This is a genomic window from Paenibacillus sp. ACRRX (assembly GCF_022346885.1).
In the GTDB taxonomy this organism is placed as follows: Bacteria; Bacillota; Bacilli; order Paenibacillales; family Paenibacillaceae; genus Paenibacillus_B.
In genome coordinates, this window is record NZ_JAKRNK010000007.1 from 133,004 (window position 1) to 158,864 (window position 25,861).

Below are 25,861 nucleotides of genomic sequence, written 5' to 3' on the forward strand. Positions count from 1 at the left end.
CCGTTCTAGGAGATTTAATTAAGGAGGGTAACGATTATGTCATCTAGAGAGAAGCTGCCCGAAGTGCAGCTCGTCAGGGCAATGGCGATTATCGGAGTGCTGTCCGTACACTCTACTTCTTTTGCCACGCTTGCCATGAAAGATTCAAACTTTTATTTGCTGTATAACTTTTTTAATGTGTTTATGAAAATAGGTACACCTACGTTTCTCTTCCTCAGCAGTTTTGTGCTGTTCTATAGCTACAGTCAGCGTACGTTGGACAAGGCACTGATCAAGAGCTTTTATGCACGACGATTAAAATATATTATTGTGCCGTATGCATTATTTTCCGTGTTTTACTTTGTGCTGGTGCACTTTCTGCATTACCGTGACCGCTCATTGGAAGAGACATTGGGCAAGTTTATCGTCAGTCTTGCTACTGGCAAAGCTTATACGCATCTTTACTTTATCTTTATAAGCATCCAGTTCTATGTGCTTTTTCCGATTTTTTTAGGTCTGTTTAAGCGTAAACCGGTTGTGGCGAAATGGGCTGTACCTATCGGTCTTGCTTTGCAATGGGGCTTTATCCTCTTGAATAAGTACGCCCTTCAAGTGCCGAATAAAGGGAGCTGGTCCTTATCGTACATGTCATACTTTATGTTGGGCGCTTGTCTCGGCATCTACTATCCGAAGTTAAAGGCATGGATCGTTATAAGCCGCGAACATGCGACTGCCACGAAGATAGCGGTATGGGGCATGCTGTGGCTTACCGGTATCGGAGCAGGGGCATGTCATATGCTGATGTGGTACAATACTCGACTCTATGGTGCCGCATATAATACATTAGCGTATGAACTGGCATGGAACGTACATACCTATGCGGCTGCATTAATGGCATTCCAATTGGCGCATCTGCTGTGCAGGCATGCCAAGCCGTGGCTGGTTCAATCCATGCATCGCTTAGGTGAACTTTCTTTTGGCATTTACTTGATCCATCCTTTCTTTCTGCTGCTTTATCGCTCGTTCCCTCCAGAGCATGCTTCCAGCAGATTGCTTCATTTCTGGTACGCAGGCGGATTCCTGTTTGCGTTAATCTGTTCATGGGCAACGGTCTCGCTTGTGGTCCGCGTGCTGCCGCATGCTTGGGTGGTGTTCGGACAGGTACCTGCCGTACCAAGGAGTCGACGAGCGGTACGTGTCGTAAGCAGCAGTTAGGCTGCGGTGAGCAGTATCGACGGCAATAGATGCAAATGGTACGTAAGATGAGTTAAGCATTATGATACTGATAGATGGACACAAACACAATAAATCAGGTTGTAGGTAAAAGCTCGCAGCAATGCGGGCTTTATTTATTGGGCGGTATGTTCTCTGTGGTTATTAACGATTTCTTAAGAGGCGTGCGGCAGATTAGGAAAATGATAAGGATTCGTTAAGGATTGGCGTACGCATTCATTAAGTTCTTCCTTCTAGACTTGGTATATACAGAAAGCAGGGGAGGAAGCCTTAATGAAAGCAAACAACTTTATACACATAAATAGTAGGTCTAATTGTCCCAAAAGGAATCGTATTCACCTTCGAACAAAGATCCTGTTAACTGGTATGCTTGTCCTATCTTTGTTTACAGGGTGCGCATCAAGTACGGAGGCGAAGTCAATAACAGCAACCGTAAACGGACAGAATGTGCAGGTGGAGTCTGGAATTAAGCTGATCGACGGACAACTTATGGTGTCGCCGGCATTTATTAAGTCGGTGTTTGGGATGCAGGTGGAAGTGAGCAAGCAGCCCGTTGGAGCTGCAACTTCCGCTGCTGCACCAGCTTCCAAAGTCTATTACAAGAACCAAGTTGCGGTGCTGATGTATCACGATCTCGCAGACAAACCGGAAGTGTCTCACATATTGCCGGTATCACAATTCGAGCGCCACATGAAGCTGCTGGAGACACATGGTTTCAAGGTCATCAGTATGGATGAATATATAGACTTTATGATTTTAGGCAAAAAGGTGCCAAACAATGCGGTGCTGCTTACTTTTGATGATGGATATGAAAGCTTCTACACAAAGGCGTATCCAATCTTGCGAAAATACAACTACACGGCCACTAACTTTGTCATCGTATCTGCTATTGATAACCAAACAGGTCGTAAGAAGCTGACATGGGATCAGATGCGTGAGATGAAGCAAGCAGGGATGAGCTTCTACAGCCATACATACGATTCTCATAAGTACGGGGCAATTAATGCCGCGGGTAAAGAGAAGCCGATGCTGACACGCCACTTGTATTTAAAGGATAAGAAGCGGATAGAAAGTGATCAGGAGTATATCACCCGAATAACTGCGGATCTGTCCACAGCGGAGCAGCGATTGAAGCAAGAGCTCGGCAATAAACGCAGCGTAATTGCCTTTCCTTACGGTGCCTATAATAATGACGTGATAAAGGTGCTGAACAAGCTGGGTACTCAGCTTTCTTTTACGGTAAAGAAAGGAATGACAACAAAGGACGACAAAAATGCCTTTCGTTTTGACGCGGGGAACAGCAAGCAGACTCCAGAGGCATTGATCAACCTGATAGGTGGAACAACTCTTGTCAAAAACGTAGGGCTTCCGATTACGGTTACGATTGATGGCAGGACCATTTCGTTCAGCAAGAAGCTTTATCAACGGGAGGGAAGCGATGTGATGCTGCCTCTGCGTGAATTTTGCGCCATTCATGACATTAAAGTAGAGTGGGATCATAAACAGAAGCGGGTGCATCTGAAGGCGGAGACCTTGCCTCAACATAAGGAACGGGCTTAATGCAGGGGAATAGGGTAGGAAGCGGACGCAAGCCATTATCGTGTTATTAGCTCTGAATCCCCATGAGGAGGAGCACACATAAGATGAAAAACCCTCCGTAAAGGCGGGTTTTTCCACATTTGGTGATGCTTTAAGGTAGATAATCCGCCTTACACCGTGCCAAGACATGGGTGCAGGTGGAGAGGTGAGTGTACATATCACATTCAACATGACGATTCCATGGAAAATAAGAATAAGGATATTTATCCGCAGCCGCCAATACCAGTTCAATTCTCCAACCGACTAAGCTTGTAATCGGTAACGCTTCGGTTTTACGTTTACAAACAGAATGCTGAACGCAATCAGCACAAGCCCCGTCAGCAAGCTAGCGGTAACCTTTTCATGGAAGAACATGACACTAATCAAAATAGACACGACGGGTATAAGGAACGTAAAGGAACCTACTTTACTGGCTTCACCTGTACCAATCAGGGTAAAGTAGACGAGCCAGCCGAGCGCGATGACAAACACCGATATAAATAGTGTAACTCCGATAAAAGAACTGCTCCATACAATATCAGCCCAGCTTTCCATGAAGGAACCTGATGCGAGCATGACGATGCCGCCAATCAACATCTGCATCGTCGTCATCCAGACGGAATCCACCTGTGCGGCCTGTTTTTTCATATACAGTGAGCCCATGGCCCATGAAAGCGCACTGGCAATTGCCAGTATAATGCCCCAACCTGATATATTTCCGGAGAATCCCCCGATACTCATGACAGACACACCGGCAAATCCGAGCAGCAAGCCAACCATTTTGAGCCCGTACATCATTTCACCAAACCATAACCAAGAGAATATCCCTAGCAGGACGGGCTGAAAAAAGACGATTGCAGAGAACAGACCAGCAGGCATGTACTGCAGGCCAACGGTTTGAAAGCCATAATACAGCACGATGTTTAATACAGAAGCCAACACGTATATGGGCCACGTTTCCTTGAAACGGAGCTGTTTGTACCTGGTTAGCGCAAAGGCAAGCAGGATGATGCCTGCAACAAAGGTTCGCAAACCTGCAAATAAAATAGGGGGAGCATAAGCCAGTGCAAATTTGGACAGCGGCCAGTTAATGCCCCAGATCAAAATTAAAAATGTGAGGTAACCGGCTACCTTCACACGTGAGAGTTGAGGCATGTGGGATCACTCCTTGTTTGTTGTCTGTTCTCATGATACAATGCATCCTGGCATTAATAAAATGAATGTTTATCATGGGAGGCATAACAATTCTGTTATGACAAATCAACAACTGCAGCTATTCGTTAAAATAGCGGATACAGGGAGCTTTACGAAGGCGGGACAGGAACTTAACCTGACTCAGCCAGCTGTAAGCCGCGCCATGTCAAGCCTGGAGACTGAAATGGGCGTGAAATTGCTCATTCGAGATCGGCGCAACGGCATCCTGTTAACGGATGTGGGGAAGCGAATATTAGTTTTGTTTCGAGATATATTACAGTCGTTTGAAAAAGTAGATCAAGAAATTGCACAGGAAAAAGGGTTGGATATAGGGACAGTACGGGTGGGGGCTTTTCCCGTCGCATCCTCTTATTTCCTGCCGAAGATCATGAGTGTAATTACGGAAAAATACCCGCAGCTGGAATTTGAGCTTCATGAAGGCACGATAGACGAAATAAAAGACTGGTTGGACAAACGAGTAGTGGATGTAGGGCTTATCATTCCGCCGGACGGTGATCTGGATACGATTCCGTTGTTTAGGGAGAAGATGTATGCCGTAATAAGAGAGGGTCATCCCTTGCAAGATTGTTCTGTTATTGCAGTAAAGGATTTGAGCCACGACTCCATGATTATGTGCCGGTCCGGTTACGAGTCTCCGATCGTCGATTTATATCGCAGAGCAGATACGAAGCTTCAGGCGAGGTTCGTCGTTCGAAACGTGAATACAGCATTAAACATGGTTCAGGAAGGTCTGGGCACCGCTATACTGTCACAGTTATCATTATGGGCGCTGCCGCCTAATGTACTTGTCCGCGAATTAGAACCGGAGGCGTTCAGGGACATTCGATTGGCAGTTCCTTCGCGTTCAGATACTTCTATCGCTGTTAATCTGTTTATCGAGACGGCGCTTAAGTTGTTCGGAGGTGATCAGGGTGGCGGCAATATATAAGTGAACTAACTGACGCCAGGAGGAGCAGCAACCAGCCCGACCACGCTGTGCAAGCTTAGTCCTGTTGTTCGGCTGCAGCGGCTGCTTGGCGCTTGGTGTTGTCCACTTGCAGTGAGATGACAGGACTGTCCTCATTCTTGGACATAATACTTGCGCCCACAAATGTTGCTCCTTCATGAATAATAAGGTTGCCGCTCGTAATATTACCATACAGTCGGCCAGTTGGCGTAATCGTCAGCTTGCCGCTAACCCGCATGTCGCCGTGTACTTGACCTGCGATTACAATGTCTGCTGCCTGGATGGAAGAATGGGCGACTCCGCTCTCGCCAATGACGACATCGCGGGAGCATTCGATCTCTCCCCGGAAGTTGCCCTCAATACGCAGGCTTGTCTCGCATATAAGCTTGCCTTCTGCCTGAGTGCCATAACCGATCAGCGTGTCGGTTGGCTGCACAGAGGCTTTATTGCTCTTAAACATCCTCGAACTCCCCTTTATTCATGATTATTTTGCAGCGAAGTAGGTATCGTCACTTCGGCAAATTGCTGCAAGTATGGCAGTGGATCAACAGGACTATCATTTTCGACTACTTCAAAATGCAGATGTGTTCCCGTACTGCGGCCGGTGCTTCCCATACCGCCAATCGGATCTCCCTTGGCTACTTTGGCACCGCTTTCCACTTTCACGCTGGAGAGATGATAGTATCGGGTAGTTAGACCAGATTCAGGATGTCTAATAATAATATAATTGCCCCGAGATTCGCTAAGTCCTGTATCTGTTACTCTGCCTTCTGCAGCGGCATAGACTGTGTCTCCATGACTGCCGCCAATATCAAGCCCCGAATGAAGTGCTGCTTTGGAATTAAACGGATCTTCCCGATACCCGAACAAGGATGTAATACGAGTTGATTCGGTCGGCCAGAGGGTTGGTGTTCCATGTAAAATATGCTCTGTCTCTTTTACTTCCTGCAGTGTTCCATTTACGTTGGACAGCAGAGAAGTAAAGGTGTTTGGCATCTTTCTCAGCTTATCTCCCGTTGATTTGGCCAGCGCGATCATTTCCTCGCTCGATGCTTCACGATACTCGCCGCCCATCGGATTAATGGCATTAAGGGAGCGAGCTGATGATGAGACAGGTTGAATGAGAGCAGCTGTCTTCTTGCTGGATGATTTCGTCTTTGTCAGTTCCTTCGGGTTGCTGTACGTGCTTACGAACTGCTGAAGCTGAGTCTCCATCTTTGTGATCTGCTGCATACGCCCTTCAACATCGCTGGCAAGAGCTGTAAGCTGCAATACCTGATCTTTTAACTGATCGATCTCTTTCTCTTTTTTCTGCATATGGTTCGTATATTGTGATGATTCAGCCGTCAGTGAAGTGACGGTGAAGGATTGGTAATAGAGATAAGCGGCCATGCCCAGCAGCAGCGCTGAGAGGGCGACAGGCAGGACAGCAAGCATCAGCTTGGGCAGTTGGATCTGCTTCACGGATTGATGCGCGTCGCGCATGATGACGATGGTGAGCTTGGAAGAAATCCATTCTTTCTTCATTATTTGTTTCTTCATGAAGGGTCAACCTTTCATTAAACATGTCGTTATATGACGAAATGTATACAAAATTAGGGATCGTTGTCGTAAAAGCACACTGCTATTAACATATCACGAACATTACGTTTTTTCTATTAAAAATGTCGGTATGTTCATATGATTGATTCCAAGGGCCTATTTATTCGGTAATCGTCAACAAGGAGAGGGACTTCACTCCTCTTTATGCAGCATAATTTAGACCTAGAAGAAGCAGGACATTTCTATCCAACCAACAGAAAGAAAAGACGACTGATATGAACAGTCGCCTTAATTTATAACTATTTAGCTGAGTTCTTTCTGTTATCGTTCAAGTGCTGCGCGCAGGACGAGCTGCCTTAGTTCTTCATAGTCGGATTGGTTAGCAGCAAGCCACTCCATCGAAAATGTTGAGTGGTCAGTTTCCAGCCTGTTTGAGGATATCAGCTGTTGGATCGCAGATAAGACTTCAGTATGACCTAGCTCCAGTTGATCGAGTATAAATGGAATGGCAGGTAAGCCTAACTGAATGAGCTGTACTGCTTTTTGCTCTTTATTTGCTTTCGAGTTTACTATAACAGCGACACGCTGCGGGATATGTTGCAGATGCTGCCGCCATTCAGTCAGAAATTCTTTTCCAGTGTCCCAGGAGGCTGATGATGCTGACTTTAATTTAACCTGAGCGATATCCTCGATCGCAATAGCAATAATGTACTGCTTCAGTCCGTTCTCTTTGGTGGCAGACAATTTGTCTTGCAAAATAGGAAGCGCTGCATGGCCGAGTTTAAGTATATGTGAAAAGGGTACGCTGTTTCGAGTGTAGTCATATGGGTTGGAATGTAAGGCAGTAGGGAGTGCAGAAGCGCTCCCGTTGTTGTCATGGCCTATGGCCATGATCTGGTCTAATTTTTGGTCTATAATCTGTTCTATTGAGGCATCTACTTGCCGCACAAGTAAAAAAAAGGCCGTTAATATTAGACTAACTGAACAAGCAACAATAATTGTAATTAATCGATAGCGTTTCTTCACTAATGAGACTCCTCCTCATATCGAGCTTTTACAAATCATAACTCAACGATAAATCCCTACAGGCTCGCTTTATACTACTGTTACGGCGGTAGGACAGCACGGCGGCTGTTGTCTAACTTTCAAAAAATTCCATCTCTAATCTTAGACGATAATGGGAGACAATTGTTGTGCGTAAGTCGAGTCGGAAGACAGCTTTTATTTTGATGGGTTCTTCATAGTAAGCTGGGAGCCGAGTAATTATAAGCGTTGGACGGGGATTGGTACTTCACTTTCCTTTGCGAAAAGAATGACAGCATCTTACAAGCTGTGCGTAAAATGTTATAATATACGTACAAGTGTTTGGACGAGAATAACGAACCGATTACATATAGATGGGGAGGTCAGACTACCGATGAGACAGCGGCATGAACCGATCCGTTTTGCTGAAATGGAAATTCAAGGTGAAGAGCAGAACATGTCGATTCCGAATAAGCGTGAGCAGATGTCCAAGGATCACGCTTTGTCTGATTCAGTCCCTGTGGAAGATCTGGAACGGGAACAAGATCAGACTGCCGCAGATCCTTTTGGAGCGGATGACTGGTATGAGGATTTGGAGCAGGAGGATTGGAACGCGGCGGCATGGCGAGAGGAGGCCGTTGACTGGCAGATGGGGCTTGAGGAAGCAGATATGTATGTAGCTGCAGATGTGGATATGTGCTTATCGCAAAGTGGGCCGCATTCGACAAGCCGTACGGGGCAGGTAAATGAACGTGGGGAATTTACGAAGCATGAGCTTGAGTTTGCTCCATTTGATATAGAGCTTGAGGAGACGGATATATGGGGATGGGCCCGCAGGCGGCTGGATGCTTCGCTGCATCACGAGCAGGTAAGTGTTGAGGAGCCGCTAGCAGGTGGATGTGAGGAGATGGACTCGGGACTGGTGGATGCAGAAGCGGAACGTTATGTACAAGCATTTGACGAGACGGCTGATTATTTAACCCAACTAGCGTTGGCAGGGGAGAATATAAGATCTAAAGTGCTGGTCTTTGAACGGGTGATGGCTGGGGCTAATAGCAGCAAGAGGGAAGAAAATGACTTGCTACCACCTGTACAGCGGGAGGTTGGTAATGTACGTAATCCTGACCAGCCAGAGCACGGAAGGAACTCGATAGAGGAATCATTTATCCATTTTGATAGTGCTGTAGATAATGTCGATGCTCGTCCACTTGAGGACAATTACGCTGTGGAGGTAGAAGGGTCTCAGCTGATGCGCAGCAGAGAGCGGCAATTTGCTGACCGCGCACGTGAAATGGAGCCATTTATTGGGCCGGAAGCACGGTATGTGCCCTTTGCTGCTTATTGGCCTGCGTACAGCAATATGAATGCCGCACAGACCAAATGGTATTTCTATTGGCGTGCTGAGGTACGTCAAGGAAGGTATCCGGATACGGATTTATCCTATCTCTTTATTTATATGTATGAATTGATTAATGGCGTGGGATGGGAAGAGCCAAGCCAGGGGTGCAGCCTGTTGTTGCAAGTATGGGACGCATACCGAACGTCTTTTCCGCGTTTGGACTTTTACCTGCCGGATTGGATCGCGGACTTTGTGCTCGTCCATCGACTTGATGTTCCACTGCAGGTGTTAATTGAACGACTGCCGCATGGCTTGTCGGGTGAACTAATGGAGTTGGAACTGCTCGAGTGTTTGTCGGCCAAGCCATTGCATATAGGGCTGAAAGCTGTTGACAAGTTGTCTGACTATAACGTCGCGAAAAGCAAGTTCTATGTAAATGGAGGACAGGCACTGCTGGAGACATATGTACCTAAAGTGCTGGCTCTTGTGGATGCTTACTTGGAACGTACCGAGGGATTGCGTCTTATTGAACGCTACCACCCTGGTTCCAGCGGTACAGTACGACATGAGCGTCACTTGTTCCGCAGCGCGGTATACGATACGACGTTATATGGGCGTACCGTGACGATTGGATTGGTGCGGCTAAGTACCCATGTACCGCTGCGGGGGATGATCACGCAGCTCGTACGGGTGACAGAGAATACGCTCCGCAGATTGGTTGGCTTTCGCGGCAAGCTGCGCGGTATTAAGGTGGCCGCAGAGGTGGAGGCGCTCGTTACACGTTATCTCGAGCGGGAGTATGCACGGGCTAATGCGCCAGCGCGAAAGATGCCGCCAGTTAGCATTGATACGGATAAGCTTGCCCAGCTTCAGACGGATTCGGACATTGTCCGCGAGAGGTTAACGATTGATACAGAGACTGAGGCCGAGGAATTAGACTTGCTGAAAAATGTAGGCACAGTTAAGGTCTCGCCACAGATTGAAAATCAGCACTCAGAAGTGGAGAAGGTGGCTCACCAACATCATTCGGCGAGCGGGATGATGAAGGTTTGGAACAAGCTGTCTTCGGATCATCGGATGCTGCTGGATTATCTTGTGCGCAGTGACGCCTCGATGGAGATCCATGAGCTAGCTGTTCTAATGCCAGGTATGATGCTTGAACTGGCGATAGATGATATGAATGAATTAGCACTAGAGGAACTGGGCGATCTGCTTCTCATCTATGAGAATGGCGAAGTTGTGATCGATGATGAATATATAGCTGAGTTGATACGTCTAAATAATGCATCCAACAACAAGGGGAATGGTGAGGCTTTAGAGGTGGACGAGCAAGTTGGTCTGGAATGGGAGAGCTTGTTGAAGTCGCTGAAATCTGTAGAATTAGAGGCTTTAATGATTCTTTTTCGAGGGGAAGGGGAGCAGGGGTTATTCGCTATTTCGCAGCAATACGGCACGATGCCTGCATTACTGATCGATGACCTCAATGAGAAAGCGATGGAGATGATCGGCGATTTGCTCGTAGAAAATAACGTGATTATTGAAGAGCACCTTTCCAAAGTCGGGGCATGGCTGAGGAGCGAACACTTGTCTAAAGAAATGAATAGGTGTTGACGTGCGAACGTAACCACTACGACCTGAATGAGTCTTATCTTATTTTAGCTAGAAAATAAAAAGTTGACGTTAGACAAGAGCAAGATCATGAAGTGGAACGAGCAATCATCTATTGGCGACGAGAAACGAGAAATAGCAACGGCATTTGGCCTTAAAAGGAAGATCCGCAATTCTAGGGTAAGCCATGGGACGCACGGTTATCCAAAGATTGAACTTTTTAGATGATATTTAGGCTGTGGTGTCGAGTACCTTTTTGGGCAGCGTATTTGCAGCTGTAATGATGAGGATCGATCTAGGCTCAGACATAGTTGGGGTGATAGGTAATGAATGAAATTAAAATTCCAAAACGCATAACTACTGCATTAATCAATTCGTTGACGGCAGGCGTGGTGCCGCGAATCGGGTTGGAGCATATTGCGGTTGGACGCAAGCCCGAGATTGAAGCGATATTGGGAGACTTGGACAACATTGCAGAAGGCGGTGCGGCATTTAAGCTGATTACGGGGCGTTATGGCAGCGGGAAGAGCTTCCTGCTGCAAACGATTCGTAATTACGCGATGGATCGCGGCTTTGTGGTAGCAGATGGCGATTTGTCGCCCGAGCGCCGGCTTGTAGGAACCAAAGGGCAGGGACTCGCGACCTACCGTGAGCTGATGATGAACTTGTCAACGCGAACAAGACCGGATGGGGGCGCATTGGAGACCATTTTACAGAAATGGATTGCAGTGCTGCAGCAGAGTGTGATGACGGAGCTTGGCTTGAGTCCGAATGACGCTGCACTGACCGTGGAAGTGGAACAACGAATCGTTGCTGTGACCAACGAAATGCAAAATATGGTGCATGGCTTTGACTTCGCAAAGGTGCTGGCTGCTTATTGGTCTGGATATAAGCAAATGAATGACGAGCTTAAACAGGCGGCCTTACGCTGGCTGCGCGGCGAATATCCGACAAAGACGGATGCGCGCAAAGAGCTTGGCGTCGGTGTTATTATCGACGATGATAATTGGTACGATTATATGAAGCTGTGGGCCGAATTTGTCGCAAGGATCGGGTATAAAGGATTGCTGCTGTTTATAGACGAAGGGGTTAATTTATATAAAATAACGAACAGTATTTCCCGCAACAGCAACTATGAGAAGCTGCTGACGATGTTTAACGACACGATGCAGGGCAAGGCGGAGCATCTTGGCATTTTCATGGGCGGCACCCCGCAGTTCGTTGAGGACGAGCGGCGCGGGTTGTTCAGTTATGAGGCGCTGCGTTCAAGGCTGGTGGCTGGGCGTTATGCGGGGGCGGGTTTACGGAATTATACAGGGCCTATTATTAAGCTGGACATGCTGTCTTATGAAGAAATATTGATTCTTCTGCGAAGATTACGGCATGTGCATGGGCTGCACTTTGGCTATGAAGTGTCCTTGACGGATAGTCAATTGATCCTGTTTATGGAGCAAGCAGTCGGGATGTTGGGCGCGGATGAGCTTTTGACGACAAGGGAAATTATCCGTGATTTTGTGGATATGATGCATACGCTGCATCAGCATCCAGATATATCGTTCGAGTCGTTGCTAGGGGAACGCCTGGTGAAACCTGCGGTATCTGATCCGGATGAGGCCAATGATTTCTTGGCGGAGTTTGAGTTATGAGTGGACATCCCTTCTATCGGTTGGCGCCCTTTGTTCAGGAGTTTATTTATAAACGTCGTTGGGATACGCTGCGTGAGGCCCAAGTGGAGGCATGCCGTGTGTTGTTTGATACGTCCAATCACTTGTTGATTGCGTCGGGTACCGCTTCTGGAAAGACGGAAGCGGCGTTTTTTCCAGCGCTGACGGAACTACACGAACGGCCGTCGAAGTCAGTTGGCATTTTGTATATTGGACCACTGAAAGCATTGATCAACGACCAATTTGAAAGGCTAAACGATTTGATGCGTGAAGGGCATATCCCAGTGTGGCATTGGCATGGAGACGTGGCGCAGGCGGAGAAGACCAAGCTGATGAACAATCCGGCTGGGGTGCTTCAAATTACGCCAGAGTCGTTGGAAGGGCTGTTGATGAACAATCCCAATGCAATCCCTGCTCTGTTCCATGACCTGCGCTATATCGTGATTGATGAGGTGCATGCTTTTATGGGGGCGGATCGAGGGATTCAAGTGTTAAGCCAATTAACGCGGATCGAGCGGATGGCGAACTGTAGTCCACGTCGAGTAGGACTATCGGCAACGCTGGGCGATTACGAGACGGCGAGCGGATGGCTCGGAGCCGGAACGCCGCATTCAGTCGAGATCGTGGCGCCACAAGGAGGGCGGAAACTGCGATTGAGCGTGGATCATTTCTCGTTCCCCGATGCGCGTGATGAGGAACAGGCGGAGCACTTGGCAAATGCGCGTAAGGCTTATTACGATTATATTTACGATCACACGCGCTTGAAGAAGGCTCTCGTCTTCACCAACAGCCGCTCGGATGCGGAATTGATGACGCTGGAGCTGCGGCGGGTGGCTGCTCGGCGGCAGGAGCGCGACGTGTTCCATGTGCACCATGGCAGCATCTCGGCGATGCTGCGCGAGGAGACGGAAGCGACGCTGCGAACAGGGGCGGGCCCCGCGGTTGCGGCAGCAACGGTGACGCTAGAGCTCGGTATCGATCTTGGCGAGCTGGAGCGGGTCGTGCAGTTGGGCGCGCCGTATAGCTGCTCCAGCTTCGTGCAGCGGCTTGGCCGCTCGGGGCGGCGCGGCGATGCGGCGTCAGAAATGCTCTTTGTTGTCCCCGAAGAGGAGGACGAGGAAGCGCCGCTGCCAGCTAGGATGCCGTGGACGCTGCTGCGAGCGATCGCGGTGATTGAGCTGTATGTGCGCGATAAATGGGTGGAGCCCATCTCATTGCGGCAGAAGCCGATCGGGGTGCTGTATCATCAGACGATGAGTATGCTTAAGGGAATGGGCGAGGCTTCGCCTATTGAGCTGGCGCGCGCCGTGCTAACGCTGCCACCCTTTCAGCATATTGAACCTGAGGAGTACAAAGCGTTCCTGCATTATTTGCTGCAGACTGATCATTTACAGCGGACCGAAGAGGGCGGGATTATGATCGGACTGACCGGGGAGAAAATCGTTAACAATTTCCGATTTTTGGCGGTATTTAAGGACGATGAGGAACACGCTGTGTATAACGGAACGGAGGAGATCGGCTCGATTACAACCGTGCCGCCTCCGGGGTACTGCTTCTCACTGGCAGGCAAGCTGTGGAAGGTCGTTGAAGTGGATACGAAGCATAAGGCGGTGTATGTGAAGGCCGCCGAAGGCAAGGTGGACACGCTTTGGCTGGGTGCTGGCGGAGACGTGCACACGGCTGTCATGCGGAGAATGCGCGAGGTGCTGGCGGACAGCGATATATATCCGTATTTGGCGCCGCGTGCCGTCAACCGTTTGGAACGTGCTCGACGACTCGCCCGTGAAAGCGGTCTGCTGAAGCAGACCGTCGTCCCTGCGGGAGGCGACTCCTGCTTTATTCTGCCGTGGACTGGCACGAAATCATTCCGTACGTTAGAGCGTGTACTGAAGCTCCGCCTCGCCGACCGCCTTGGCCTGCGCTCTATCGTGCCGCTGGAGCCGTATTACATGACTGTCTCTGGCCATGCGGACGCGGCCACGCTGTCGGACCAGATCCAATGGGAGCTCCAACATATAGATGATCCAGTATCGCTGCTAGGCTCGGAGGAAGCGCCGTACTTAGGAAAGTACGACGAATTCGTGAAGCCGGAGCTGGTGAGAAAGGCGTTTGCGGTGGACGGGTTGGAGTGGTGAGTATGGTTTAGGCATGGGCTGTTAATAGAAATACTGCTCGTTTCAGTAGTTTTTATATTCACCGATCAATTAGTATTCACTTTGTAATCGTAAATTGGCGCGAACCTCTATCGGAGGTAATTTCATGGGGAGGTTCGTGCTGGTTACTTGGCGGGCTAAATGAAAACTACGTTTTTGTATGAATGAACCATTGTGTGATGCTGTCTTTCAAGAATACTACAACGAGAACCATACAAGTAAATAAAGATGGAGGCTGACTTCATTAGATACAAGCAAGGTACTTTCTAAGGTGGTGGTTATATTGATAAAACCATATACAAAACCAGTAATAACGGAACCTTATTTTGTTATTCCCTCTTGGCTGGACGAAAATGTGCCATATAAGGATTACGTCATTTTAACTGCTGAGAGCAGTAGGGAAGATGTTGAATTATTTTTAATACATTTATTTGGATATAATCAAATAGACGTTACGCAATCTTTAGAAGCTTCTTGTCATGACTTGTTTAAGGAAGATGGAGTAGTCATACAAGGAGGAGTAGCTTTTTTTAATAATGAGAGTCAATTTATATTGCCTAGCTGTTGCTGTGGATTGGAAGACTGGTATGAGGTCCTCGATGCAGTAAAGAATAGAACAAGCAGTTGGCTAGGGCACGATCCAAGTCCTGAAATTACTTATCATGATAATCTCGTTCGAGTGTGGTCGGATAATCTTGAATTATTGAGTAATTCAGATGAGGCGAGTCTTTATTACATAGAGTTTGAATATGAGGAATTGCTAGATTGCTTAGAATTGACAAGGTCTGATTTAGAAAAGTTTATAAAAGGGCCGTTGTATTACTGGATGAATAGCAAAAATGGAGATATTGCTGATACGATGAAGGTAAAAATGGAGCAATGGTTCCTAAAATGATAGGGGGTAACTCCAAGAAACATTAAATAGACTAGCCAGTTCTCGGATCAGTGTATAAAGAATCAAACGGATATCACCTAATACATACTTTGTAATGAATATAAGAAGACTATTAGATCAGCTGACAAAAATAATTATATGTTCACGAGTGGATTACAATTGAAATCGCTGTCAAAACATAAGAGAAGGTGAATTTCGATTAAAATACTATTTATTTGTAGCCGCAATAAGTGGCGCAGTCTAACAGCAGAGAAGATTTTTCATGGCTATAATGGTTACGATGTTAAATCAGCGGGAACAGAGGAAAATGCAAGAATTAAGGTCACTCAGGGACATATTGGTTGGTCGGATCTGATATTTGTGATGGAGAAAAAACATAGTAGCAGACTACGAGATAAGTTTGCAAATAAACTGACCAATAAACAATTAATCTGTCTTGATATACCGGATGATTATAAATTCATGGATGAAGAATTAATAGAAATTTTGAAATCGAGAGTATCTGAATATATAGAGGTGCCGGATTAAAATGTGACTGAAGGTTTGAAATTTTGTTAATTTAACTAACGGAAAACAATAGCATAACAAAAAAATAGCGGCAGTCTAAGACCTTATTTTCAAAGTCCTAGAGCGCCGCTATTTCATGTTAGAACAGTCTAGCATATCATGAGCACCATCTACACGATATTCTCCGTTCGCGCCATTTCTATCGCTTCTTCGCGATTGCTGACGCCGAGCTTTGAGTAGAGAATGGAGCAGTAATTGCGAATCGTTCCCTCCGATAAAAATAACTTGGCGGCGATCGATTTGTAGCGCAGTCCACCCGATAGATGTTCCAGAATCTCCATCTCGCGTTTCGTCAACCCGTATGGGTAGTTTTCCCGACTTAAGCTTATCTTTTCCAACTGCTCGGGCTGACGCTTCATCTCTTCGAATACTTGCGTCGCAATCGATTGGTCGATCCATGTTCCACCGTTATAAATGAGTTTCAAGCCCGTCCATGCCCTGCATACGAATTTCCATGAGCACAATATCCGGTTAGGATCGCTCACAATGTTCTATGGCTTCCCGTCCGCTCCCCGCCGTACCAACGACGATAAAATCAGTCTGCTGCGTCAAGATTTGCTTCAACCTGTTGGTAATGATCACCTGATCATCAACAATCAGTAGGCGGATCGCTTCATGCATTGGTTCTGACTGCAACGGAATATTACATATGACGAAAGTTCCTTCTCCTGATCCAGAATGAATAGACAACGTGCCATTAAATTACTCAACAAGGAGTTTGGCCATTAAGTTTAAAGCCGACATCGCTCACTTTATTGAGCGATGTCGTTTGCTTGTAAAGAAGTGTAATGAACAATCAGTCGTCATTGCTGCTGCCCAAGTATTAAAAAAAGAGGGACATTAAAAAGGAGCTTGCGGTGCAGCAGTTCCATTTTTCTATTGGAACTAACAATTAGATTAGTGGAGTATGCAGATGCTTTGTTGTAAAATATTTCAATAGGAGGTGTAATTGTGCGATTAATAGTGTGCGTGCTGATCGTATTGATATCCTTAACAGGATGTACAGCAGAGCCAAATAGCGATGTCACTAAAAACAAGAATGAATCTACTAAAATTACACTGACACCCGTTGACTTGTTTAAAGGTGACCATGCAAAGTTTCAACCTTTCCTTGGTGCGATGTCCGGAGCATTTAAATTACGGTATGAAGGAAATAAACCAAATGCTAAGCTGGATATTGATATTTGGAAAAATGGAAAAAAGGTAGCTTCATCTGGCTCCATCGGCGATTTGTTCTTCAGTTGGGACGAACAAGCAAGTCCAGAAGTTGAAATCATGATTTCAGTTGATATCGCTTCCTTTTTTGAGGGGAAGGACGATAATATCAAGATTAAAGTCAATACTGTGCAGGATTCAGGACATAGTCTTGTTACCTTTACTACTCCTTGGAATAAAGGGCTGACTGCTCAAGGATTGATCGAACACAATGAAAAGCTTACCTTTATTGCTAAAGAACCTGTTTATTTATGGGGGATGCATGCTACGAGCACTAATCAAATTCGTACGGCGGACTTCACGCCGGAATCTTTAAGCAGACTCGAACAGGCGATCATTTTCACGCTGCGTTTTGAGGATTAAGCTCAGAGAATTACAGAGAATTCGAGGAAAAAGCAGACTACGTTAGAATACGCGTTGAAAGAACTAGATAGAATTGAATTTTTGAAATAATGGGATATATTTCTTTTCAAGGGTTTAGATATATAAATAAGGAGCGATATTCATGTACGATACGATTATTTATGATGTAGACGGAACCTTGATTGATACGGAGCAGGCAGTACTTGGCTCTCTGCAGAAGATGCTGCTGACGGATTATAGTCAATCGTATGAGCGAGAAGATCTCTTATTCGTACTGGGTATTCCAGGTTCCTCCGCTTTACCGCAATTGGGAATTAAGGATATCGATAAAGCAAACGAACGATGGAATGAATATATGAAGGATTTTTATGCTTCTATTAAAGTATTCGATGGCATGTTGGATGTAATTACAAAGCTGCACAATCGACGTGTCCCCCAAGGGATCGTTACTTCTAAGACAAAGCAGGAACTGCAGGATGATTTTGTACCGTTTGGTCTAATGGATTATTTATCCTACGCTGTGTGCGCGGATGATACAAGTAAGCATAAGCCACATCCAGAACCCTTGTTAAAGTTCATTCAAGTATCTGGGGCTGACCCGAAACGTGCCATTTATATCGGAGATACGATTTATGATTATGAATGCGCACGCGATGCGGGCATCGATTTTGGGCTTGCTTTATGGGGATGCAAAAATCAGGTGGGCATTGACGCAGCTTATAGATTAGAGCAACCTCAAGATATTTTGAATCTGCTGAATAAGACCCGCTAGATATGAATTAATAGAGATATAAGGGGGGATTTTTCTATGGTTGTATACCCTGTTTGTACGACAAGGGAAGAAAAGTTAGCGATGATAGAGGTATTAAAAAATCGGTTGCTTGCCAAGCATAAGCACGCGATTATGGCCATCGGTGTGTACGGCTCAATTGGGCAAGGAACAGATGGGCATTATTCGGATATTGAAATGCATGTGATCACCCAGAACTCCATTCGTCTTGATAGCTATGAGTTCATATATGATAAATTCAAGATCGAAATCAGTACAGCAACCTTGGATGAGGCTTATATCAAAGCCAAGCAGGTTGATGACATGTGGCCTATTAAAGCGGGAGTATTTATCCACGTATTATCTCTATACGATCCTCATCACATCTTTGAAGAACTTAAGCTTCTTCCTCTGCAAGTGCCAGAAGTCGAATTACGAGAGGTCATGAAGCAATTTATGATATGGGAATCGTATGAAACGATGGGGAAGATCAGAAACAACTGGGAGAATGGGAACGTTGGGTATTTGGCTATAGGCGCAAAGGATTTAAGTTGGCAGACGGCCAAGTTAATTGGACTGGCGAACAAGCAATATTTTCGTACTAGAGCAAAGACTTTTCAGGATTCATTAGCTATGAAGGACAAGCCAGCAGGATATGAAGAATTAGTTATGTGTGTTCTGGAGGGAAATGAAGCGGATAAGGAAAAGGTATATGTATTGTGCGAACGATTATGGAGTGGCTTAAATGAGTGGTTCGAACGGCTGGGAATCAAATATAAATCAGATGAGCTGCCTTTTTAGGAATTGGACCAATGAAGGACTGAACCCGACTGGGCTCAAATAGGAGGGTAAATGAAACATGGATAATCAAGTGAACTTTGGATGGTGGGATTTAATAAAGATTATATCCAAAGAATTAGACATCAATGATATAAGCTACAGTTATGATGCATCCACTTCACTATTCGTGCATGGGATGGAGATTGATATGGACGATTTAGATATCATGGTGCAGTGGGATTGCTTTACTAAATCCTATGATCTGTTCCAGAAGTATCAACCATCAGACATTTCGTATCATAGCTTTGTGCATTACCATTTTTATATAAACGGATTAAAAGTACACATATTAGGTTCCGAGCAAATTGACAACTTAGCAGAGGATCTAGAGCGGGTAAGATTGATCACTACACAAGGTGATGTGATATGGTCTAAATCGCTCTTTTTTTATCGGCGCCATCTAGTAACTGACCATCCAATGGTACAGGATATTGATGCTTGGATAGAAAACAATAAGGCTGGCGTCGAAGTGCTTTATGGCAATAAACTTGATCATTTATATGCATATCGTGGAGGGGAGTAGCGGTGCAGGAAAATCTTATTCAGAACAATAACTGATTTATATCGGCAGAAGAAATGATACAGAAAGCAGGTAAACTATGAAACGTGTGAATGTTGTATATGCATTAATAACGGATGAATCGAAGACGAAGATCTTAATGGTAAAGAACAAGGATAATGGGGGATGGACACTTCCTGGCGGTGGAGTTGAGGATATGGAATCACTTGAAGCCGCAGCAGTTCGTGAGGCGAAAGAAGAAACAGGATATGATATACGAGTTTTTGGGATTGTTGCTGTCAATGAGGCAAAGATAGCACGAAACCATGAGCATGCACTATTTATTACTTTCCGCGGGGAGATCATTGGCGGTGTTGAAACGGTCGTTAGACCAGAGGAAATTGTCGAGATACAATGGGTGGCGATTCAAGAAGCAGATAAGCTGCTTCCATATTATAAAGAAGGACTATACGGGTTGATTAGTCAGGAGAGAGAGATCACGTACTCTGATCAAGGAGTAGTCTAGAGGCATCGATTCTCATCATCGATCAAACTCAACATGACACAGATAACGGAAACCCATTTCGTATATTACTAAATACATATTTTTGATGTTATAATAGTCATGTTCTACTGTAAAGCCATCTTACTTTTAAATATGAAGGAGGGAATACCTAATGAAAAAGCGGTCGATTCAATATTTATCCTTTGGTATTGGGTATTCTACTGCTGTTTTTTTCTAGAATTGATATGGACGGGATAGGTCTGTCTAAATCCAGAGAAAATAAAAACAGTGCGCATATATAACCATCTATAGATGATATATGTCCTATTTAAAAGGAGAAATTACGAATCATGAACTTAACTAATCATGTAATTCAAAGATCTAATCCAGAACAGATAGCAAAACCTGTTGGAAACTATAGTCATGTAACCAAAATAAGTAGAAATGCTGATATATATGTATTTTCTGGTCAAATCGGCATCGATCCAAACAATCATATTTCTACAGACTTTAATCAACAAGTAACCAACACCATGAGCAATATTGTTGAGGTACTTGCTTCTCAGCATCTTACTCCTGATCATGTAACTAAAATCAACATCTGGGCCACAGAAGAAATAGATTGGAATCATTTCTATGAGATTTGGAATCATGTATTCGGGAATACTCCTCCTTCAATGACGATAGCTTATGTTAAAGGACTGGGTCTTCCAGAGTTGAAAATAGAATTAGATGTTTGGGCAGCTGGATGATGGTAAGCTCAAAGTGACGACTTGATATGAACATATCCCCTCTTGTTATACGGAAAAAAAGCTCATGATCTAATGAGTGTAATGACTGTTTAACGGAGGGGATTATTTATGTACAAAAAGGATGAATTTCATTGGTACAATCAATACGTGATGGGAATGAATCTATGGGTGCCCGTATGGTTAAGTGTAATAGCATCGGCGTGTATGAGCATGCATTAACAAGAGGGAACTCATACGAAGTAGTCGATGAAGACGCAGAGAAATATAGGATCGTTGGGGATCAGGGGAGAAGAGTATGGATTCCTGCTTCCTATTTTTCAAGAGAAGATGAGATGATATTAATGATGGAAGAATGGCAATTTGATGACGATACGGATACAGAATATTTTATAGAAGTAACGATAATGTTTAAAGATGGATCTAAACGTTGGTGTCTCCTAACAACCCCGGAAAAACTTATCGAGTATTTTAACAATGAAATAATTGATCCTCCAGGGATAAATATTAAGCATTTAGTTATTATGAAGTCTATGGAAAAGGAAGCCGTGGAAAAGACCTTGAGACATTTGGACAATCAGGGTGAATTGCAAGAGGTAACTATATTTTTAAGTAAAAGTTAGCGTATGACTTAAATCATCAACAAAGAGGTCTTTATGGAGCATAAACCCAAATATTTGCCAAGAGATAAGCACGACTTTGAGAGCGTAAATGAATTATTTCATCTGGATCCGCCTATAATCGTACCGCTAATTCCCCGACTAGTAGAGTGGCTGCAAGATATCAATTGGCCTATAGCTTCGGATGTAGCCAAGCTGCTGCTTAAATACCCCGAAGAAACAATACCTCACATCAAAGCAGTTCTAAACTCAAAGGATGATATTTGGAAAAACGGGTGCTTGCTCTACTTTGTTCAAAAGCTCCCGGAACTCTATATATCCCAATTTAAGAATGAAGTTACAAGGATAGTTACAGACCCCACTCAAGGAGAGTTACTCGAAGAAGTAAACGAGACAGCAAAGAGGATATTCGTTTTTTGATAAAAAATAGGATGTAAGCACCATAAACATTTATTAATAAGAGAAAGAGAAAGCGAGGTTAACCCGTGAGCTTTTCATTTGAACTAATCATAATCCAATGTCTGTGGCTGGCCGTAATTGGAATATCCTTATATGTATTGATATTGCTCATTAAATTTGCCCGAAGAGGGATTAAGGCGCTAGATATTTACATTCAAAGGAATCAATAAATGATCAATATAGGCTGATTCCATCTCTATAGTTCTACGTAACTAGACTAGGAAACAGGTGAGCCGAAATGAAACTTAAAATACTCATATTAGTCGAACCTTCATTATTTCTATCCTCATAATTCTAATTGGGGTGGGCTGGAGTGTAATCCAAGCCTATGATGCTACTAATAATTACGTTCCTCAAATCGTTCTTAGTTATACTACAGTAGAGTATGTTGACTTCAATGTTGATGTTGGTACACAAAAAGACCCACAGCTTGTTCCAGATACGCGATGATTCCAGCGCTATCTAATATGGACAATTATGCTGTGGGTTTATTTCGTATTATGAAGCTGGTGTTGTGCTGCTCTTGTCGCCATGCTTCAACTTCACCTCGCGATATACCTTTAAGGTTCCTTTCAGCAGATCGGCTTCATCGTCCGATAGCTCCTCCTTATGGATGCCGAAGAAAGCGGAGTTGCGCAGCCTTGGATCAAGCTGAATGTAGGTTCCAGGCGAGGGTGGGAACTTGCGGCCCAACATATCGTCCACACTCACTTCGAAGAAATCGGCAAATAAGACCAGGGTTGCAAAGTCGGGTTCGCGCGAGCCCTGCTCGTAATTCGAGACTTGGGCACGGGATAGGTGGAGCCGATCGGCTAATTCCTGTTGGGTGATGCCTTTCATACCTCTTAATTCCGCAAGCCGTCGTCCAAACAAAGGAATCACCTCTACTAGGATTCTAATGTCGTTCCAGTAACAGTTACGTAACCGGAGAGATGACTTCATTATAGGAAACTAAGAGTTTCCTTACCAATTATTTTGACTAAAAGTTTCACATTTAATTGACTGACACACAATGTGTCTAATATAGTAGGAGAAGGAGAGTTACAAAGACTTGCTACTGCTTCCATATATGAGGTGACAGGTATGAGAAGGATAAGGCTGATCCAGCTTAGAGGGAAACAGACTTTGGACCAAGTCGCAACTCAGATTGGAATTACGCGGCAGATGCTGGGAGCGATCGAGCGAGGAACCCGTACACCATCACTCGCTGTGGCAAAACGGATTGCTAATCATTACGGCATGTCTGTTGATGCATTGTTCTATGAGGATGAGAATAGGGACAATTCGGAGCAAAGGGGCTGCAAGAATGACGGATTGGATGGGTAAGGTCTGGACAGAACGTATGAGTCAATTGATGGACCAAGCAGAGCAGCTAAGTGATATCCAACGTATGAAGGTACAGTCTGAGCAGTGGGAGCGTCGCTTAATGGCGGCACTTGAATCGGAACATGAGCAGTTGATGAAGGACTTTATACAATTACAGCTCCTTATGTCACAGATTCAGAAAGAGTGGCTGTATGCACGCGGTCTGCAGGATGGCGCAAAGATGCTGGCCTTTGCCATGAAGTCGGAGATGTAATCGGCGATGCGTGTACAGGATAGAGCTATTTATTAATCTTACATACTATTAATTTGTGCTATACTATAAAATAAATAGGAAGTTAAAAAACTTATATGGAGGACATCACTGATGAAAGTATTAGTCATAGTTGCTCATCCTGATCTGGAGAGCTCCGTTATGAACCGAGCTTGGATCGAAGAACTGCGCACGCATGCCAATGTAACGGTACATGATCTCTATACAAGTTATCCCAATGAGCTAATTGACGTCGAGCGTGAACAACGTCTATGTGAGCAGCATGATCGTATCGTCATGCAATTCCCATTCTATTGGTACAGCTCGCCGCCCCTATTGAAGAAGTGGCAGGACCAAGTGCTGACATACGGTTGGGCATATGGCTCAGGAGGGGACAAGCTGCATAATAAGGAGCTTATGCTGGCGGTATCGGCTGGAAGTGTAGAGGAGAAATACCGCGCAGGCGGCGCAAATCATTTCACGATGAGTGAATTGTTAAGACCCTTCCAAGCAACAAGCAATCTGATTGGAACGACTTATTTACCGGCATATGTGTTTTATGGGACACACGAGGCGTCTGCGCAGGATGTACGGCTCAGCGCAGAACAATATGCGAAGCATATTTTGGCTCCGGTGATATAAATCCAAGGGTATGCTCGCAGGGGGATACAAGCAGGCAGGCCGGCTGAAACCCGACCTGCCCTGCTATTAAATGCCTGAATAGTAATTACGAACAAGAGAAAATACTTCAAGTTAATACACGTTAAATGCCCACAAAGAATAACCCCAAATGCTCGCTCGTTCGATTCCTTGCATCCGAATATACCGACCTTGTATGTTTAATCCGTCAACAATTTCAATACCGCCGAGACTGGATGATGTCTCATAAATATCTGTCCAGTGCGTTGCATTATCCGATATTTGCAGCTTGTAGGCTTTGGCATGAGCGGACTCCCAGTGGAGACGGACTCTTGTGATGAGCGTCTGTTCTTCTAGATCTATGCAGATCCACTCCTGATCCGTTCGCTCGCTACTCCAGCGAGTATAAGGATTTCCGTCCACCACATTTTGCCGCACATTTTCATGCGTTTCTTCGGAGGAGGCGGAGACGGTCTTGTACAATGCTTTGTCAATCAATAAGGCTTTGGTTTCCTGCAGCGTGATAGGGTGATAAGTATCCTTTACTGGGCGGCCAAAAGCATCAACAACCTTTAAAGTGATGCCATACGGTGAACGGGAATCGTAGTTGGACAATTGAATCTGCGGTGATGTTGTCTTTCCCAAAAATTTCGTGTGCTGATAGCAGTGATAGGAGGCGGCCCACAGGTTCTGCTGCGGCTCATCCCAAGATAGATTCAGCTTGTTGTCTGACGGACTGTACTCGACTTGGGAGATACTTGTCGGTATGATGAACTCGTCGTATACGTGTTCCGCAGCACCGTTGATTATAATCTCCTTTGTCACAGCAAGTACATGTTGTTCAATAGTTTGGAGCTTCTCAATTTCTAAAGCTAGCTGCGGATTAATCTGCCGAGACATGATGGACGCCAAAATCATATATTTACACAGTTCGATCCGATCAGACACATACGAATATGCCTCAGCCAGCGGTTCAGGGTAATTCATAATTTTAATGTATTTGGAAAATAGAATCCTGGACCCAGAAAGAATGGATAACGCTTCAACTACATGGGTACAGGCCTCTTGCATGTCGGCAAAATGCATCAAATTCCCCTGCAGCAGCTGTTGAATAGCCGGGTAGAGTGGAAAGCTGCTATCAATCTGTGCCATATGCTGCTTCATCGCTTCATGGAACAGCTTGATACACGAGTCATCAAATACGATCTGTTCCAGATCCAGATAAGCAATGCTACGAATCTGAGGGAGTGCTCCTTCGTAGGCTGTCGCAATAATAGCGCGCTTGTAATCGGCTTCATATTCTTCATCATGGATGTGAAACGTATCCTCCTGTTCATTGTAGGAGGTTATAGTGAAGGAATGGCTCCCTTCAGGTGGGATAGTTGTACGTTCAACATGGGGCAAATACTTGCCTTTAGTCCACACAAATACATCTTTCTGTTCAGACAATAAGCGGCGAACATGGTCGAAGGCCTCGTCAAAAGTATCGAAGGCATCATACACGTACACCTTGCCAAAATGTTCCGTCTCGCTCATCAGCAAGCTGGGATACTGAGGTCGCGTTGTTTTGTTAAGTACAGCTTCTTCATACACTGTCGCACTATCCTCGTAGACGTTATAGAACATATAATCAACTTGAATCCCTTTTTGAAGCATGGAGTATAAGAGCTGGAGCTTCCTGCAATTTAAGTAGTGCCGATTAAAATAATTGTCAAACCGATACATGTGTCATACCCCCTTTTTGTTAGTGGAGACATAAACTCAAGGTGTGCCTAGTCGTTTTCTAGTGCGTTGGCTTTTTCGATCATGTGCGATAGGATGTTCAATTTGATCGTTTGAAGTTCTCAGGTGAGAGGCGAAGATAAGATCAATGCCTAGTGGGGTA

26 protein-coding genes and 1 pseudogene are annotated in these 25,861 nt (G+C 45.1%); 20 read left to right on the forward strand and 7 right to left on the reverse strand.

What is annotated here, in order from left to right; all coding sequences use genetic code 11:
- Positions 1–36 precede the first annotated feature (36 nt).
- Both MH117_RS19720 and MH117_RS19725 read left to right on the forward strand, forming a co-directional pair.
- The gene (locus MH117_RS19720) at positions 37–1,194 is read left to right on the forward strand and encodes an acyltransferase (RefSeq protein ID WP_275444741.1); all 1,158 of its coding nucleotides are present in this window, start codon (positions 37–39) and stop codon (positions 1,192–1,194) included.
- A gap of 291 nt (positions 1,195–1,485) precedes the next feature.
- On the forward strand, positions 1,486–2,772 hold the full coding sequence (locus MH117_RS19725; protein ID WP_239331593.1) for a polysaccharide deacetylase family protein: 1,287 nt from the start codon (positions 1,486–1,488) through the stop codon (positions 2,770–2,772).
- 282 nt (positions 2,773–3,054) lie between these two features.
- Here the strand turns inward: MH117_RS19725 and MH117_RS19730 are convergent, their stop codons facing one another.
- Positions 3,055–3,945 carry a DMT family transporter gene (locus MH117_RS19730; RefSeq protein WP_239331595.1) on the reverse strand — a complete coding sequence of 297 codons (891 nt, stop codon included), beginning with the start codon at positions 3,943–3,945 and terminating at the stop codon, positions 3,055–3,057.
- Between the two features lie 97 nt (positions 3,946–4,042).
- Here MH117_RS19730 and MH117_RS19735 point away from each other — a divergent pair, with 97 nt between their 5' ends.
- Positions 4,043–4,933 carry a LysR family transcriptional regulator gene (locus tag MH117_RS19735; RefSeq protein WP_239331597.1) on the forward strand — a complete coding sequence of 297 codons (891 nt, stop codon included), beginning with the start codon at positions 4,043–4,045 and terminating at the stop codon, positions 4,931–4,933.
- Between the two features lie 55 nt (positions 4,934–4,988).
- On the opposite strand, the gene MH117_RS19740 is transcribed toward MH117_RS19735, so the two are convergent.
- The 3 genes from MH117_RS19740 to MH117_RS19750 form a co-directional block, all read right to left on the reverse strand.
- Positions 4,989–5,411: a bactofilin family protein gene (locus MH117_RS19740; RefSeq protein WP_239331599.1), complete on the reverse strand. Its 423-nt coding sequence runs from the start codon at positions 5,409–5,411 to the stop codon at positions 4,989–4,991.
- Positions 5,412–5,425: 14 nt separating this feature from the next.
- Positions 5,426–6,493 carry a M23 family metallopeptidase gene (locus tag MH117_RS19745; protein ID WP_239331601.1) on the reverse strand — a complete coding sequence of 356 codons (1,068 nt, stop codon included), beginning with the start codon at positions 6,491–6,493 and terminating at the stop codon, positions 5,426–5,428.
- A gap of 321 nt (positions 6,494–6,814) precedes the next feature.
- Positions 6,815–7,519 (reverse strand): hypothetical protein, encoded by a 705-nt coding sequence (locus MH117_RS19750; protein ID WP_239331603.1) that lies wholly within the window; start codon positions 7,517–7,519, stop codon positions 6,815–6,817.
- Positions 7,520–7,910: 391 nt separating this feature from the next.
- Here MH117_RS19750 and MH117_RS19755 point away from each other — a divergent pair, with 391 nt between their 5' ends.
- From MH117_RS19755 to MH117_RS19775, 5 genes are all read left to right on the forward strand, one after another.
- Complete coding sequence (locus MH117_RS19755; RefSeq protein WP_239331605.1) at positions 7,911–10,466, forward strand: TerB N-terminal domain-containing protein; 2,556 nt, start codon at positions 7,911–7,913, stop codon at positions 10,464–10,466.
- A 323-nt stretch (positions 10,467–10,789) separates the two neighbouring features.
- Entirely contained in the window at positions 10,790–12,109 is a 1,320-nt protein-coding gene (locus MH117_RS19760) for an ATP-binding protein (RefSeq protein WP_239331607.1), read from the forward strand.
- On the forward strand, positions 12,106–14,262 hold the full coding sequence (locus tag MH117_RS19765; RefSeq protein ID WP_239331609.1) for a DEAD/DEAH box helicase: 2,157 nt from the start codon (positions 12,106–12,108) through the stop codon (positions 14,260–14,262). The genes MH117_RS19760 and MH117_RS19765 overlap by 4 nt, the downstream gene beginning before the upstream one ends.
- 301 nt (positions 14,263–14,563) lie before the next feature.
- Positions 14,564–15,175, forward strand: coding sequence for a hypothetical protein (locus MH117_RS19770; protein ID WP_239331611.1), 612 nt, complete (start codon positions 14,564–14,566; stop codon positions 15,173–15,175).
- A 198-nt stretch (positions 15,176–15,373) separates the two neighbouring features.
- Positions 15,374–15,703, forward strand: coding sequence for a low molecular weight protein tyrosine phosphatase family protein (locus MH117_RS19775; protein ID WP_239331918.1), 330 nt, complete (start codon positions 15,374–15,376; stop codon positions 15,701–15,703).
- A gap of 149 nt (positions 15,704–15,852) precedes the next feature.
- On the opposite strand, the pseudogene MH117_RS19780 reads toward MH117_RS19775, so the two are convergent.
- Positions 15,853–16,444 (reverse strand): annotated as a pseudogene (locus MH117_RS19780) (response regulator transcription factor); the annotation flags it as partial.
- A 16-nt stretch (positions 16,445–16,460) separates the two neighbouring features.
- Here MH117_RS19780 and MH117_RS26585 point away from each other — a divergent pair.
- From MH117_RS26585 to MH117_RS19820, 9 genes are all read left to right on the forward strand, one after another.
- Entirely contained in the window at positions 16,461–16,586 is a 126-nt protein-coding gene (locus tag MH117_RS26585) for a hypothetical protein (protein WP_275444742.1), read from the forward strand.
- 107 nt (positions 16,587–16,693) lie between these two features.
- On the forward strand, positions 16,694–17,320 hold the full coding sequence (locus MH117_RS19785) for a hypothetical protein (protein WP_239331613.1): 627 nt from the start codon (positions 16,694–16,696) through the stop codon (positions 17,318–17,320).
- 142 nt (positions 17,321–17,462) lie between these two features.
- Positions 17,463–18,092, forward strand: coding sequence for an HAD family hydrolase (locus MH117_RS19790; RefSeq protein ID WP_239331615.1), 630 nt, complete (start codon positions 17,463–17,465; stop codon positions 18,090–18,092).
- Positions 18,093–18,128: 36 nt separating this feature from the next.
- Positions 18,129–18,890 carry a kanamycin nucleotidyltransferase C-terminal domain-containing protein gene (locus MH117_RS19795; RefSeq protein WP_239331617.1) on the forward strand — a complete coding sequence of 254 codons (762 nt, stop codon included), beginning with the start codon at positions 18,129–18,131 and terminating at the stop codon, positions 18,888–18,890.
- Positions 18,891–18,948: 58 nt separating this feature from the next.
- Positions 18,949–19,452 carry a hypothetical protein gene (locus MH117_RS19800; RefSeq protein WP_239331619.1) on the forward strand — a complete coding sequence of 168 codons (504 nt, stop codon included), beginning with the start codon at positions 18,949–18,951 and terminating at the stop codon, positions 19,450–19,452.
- A 76-nt stretch (positions 19,453–19,528) separates the two neighbouring features.
- Positions 19,529–19,954, forward strand: a complete 426-nt coding sequence (locus tag MH117_RS19805) for an NUDIX hydrolase (protein WP_239331621.1) — start codon at positions 19,529–19,531, stop codon at positions 19,952–19,954.
- A 329-nt stretch (positions 19,955–20,283) separates the two neighbouring features.
- Entirely contained in the window at positions 20,284–20,685 is a 402-nt protein-coding gene (locus MH117_RS19810) for a RidA family protein (RefSeq protein WP_239331623.1), read from the forward strand.
- 131 nt (positions 20,686–20,816) lie between these two features.
- Entirely contained in the window at positions 20,817–21,305 is a 489-nt protein-coding gene (locus MH117_RS19815; protein WP_239331625.1) for a hypothetical protein, read from the forward strand.
- Positions 21,306–21,338: 33 nt separating this feature from the next.
- Positions 21,339–21,722, forward strand: a complete 384-nt coding sequence (locus MH117_RS19820) for a DUF5071 domain-containing protein (RefSeq protein ID WP_239331627.1) — start codon at positions 21,339–21,341, stop codon at positions 21,720–21,722.
- Between the two features lie 537 nt (positions 21,723–22,259).
- Here the strand turns inward: MH117_RS19820 and MH117_RS19825 are convergent.
- Positions 22,260–22,634, reverse strand: a complete 375-nt coding sequence (locus MH117_RS19825) for a helix-turn-helix domain-containing protein (RefSeq protein WP_239331629.1) — start codon at positions 22,632–22,634, stop codon at positions 22,260–22,262.
- A gap of 210 nt (positions 22,635–22,844) precedes the next feature.
- On the opposite strand from MH117_RS19825, the gene MH117_RS19830 reads away from it, so the two are divergent.
- The 3 genes from MH117_RS19830 to MH117_RS19840 all read left to right on the forward strand — a co-directional run bounded on the left by MH117_RS19830 (position 22,845) and on the right by MH117_RS19840 (position 23,979).
- Positions 22,845–23,087 (forward strand): helix-turn-helix transcriptional regulator, encoded by a 243-nt coding sequence (locus MH117_RS19830; RefSeq protein WP_051286864.1) that lies wholly within the window; start codon positions 22,845–22,847, stop codon positions 23,085–23,087.
- Positions 23,068–23,340, forward strand: a complete 273-nt coding sequence (locus tag MH117_RS19835) for a hypothetical protein (protein ID WP_239331631.1) — start codon at positions 23,068–23,070, stop codon at positions 23,338–23,340. Before MH117_RS19830 ends, MH117_RS19835 begins: the two co-directional genes overlap by 20 nt.
- A gap of 111 nt (positions 23,341–23,451) precedes the next feature.
- On the forward strand, positions 23,452–23,979 hold the full coding sequence (locus MH117_RS19840; protein WP_239331633.1) for an NAD(P)H-dependent oxidoreductase: 528 nt from the start codon (positions 23,452–23,454) through the stop codon (positions 23,977–23,979).
- A gap of 111 nt (positions 23,980–24,090) precedes the next feature.
- On the opposite strand, the gene MH117_RS19845 is transcribed toward MH117_RS19840, so the two are convergent.
- On the reverse strand, positions 24,091–25,701 hold the full coding sequence (locus MH117_RS19845) for a discoidin domain-containing protein (protein WP_239331635.1): 1,611 nt from the start codon (positions 25,699–25,701) through the stop codon (positions 24,091–24,093).
- Between the last annotated feature and the right edge of the window lie 160 nt (positions 25,702–25,861).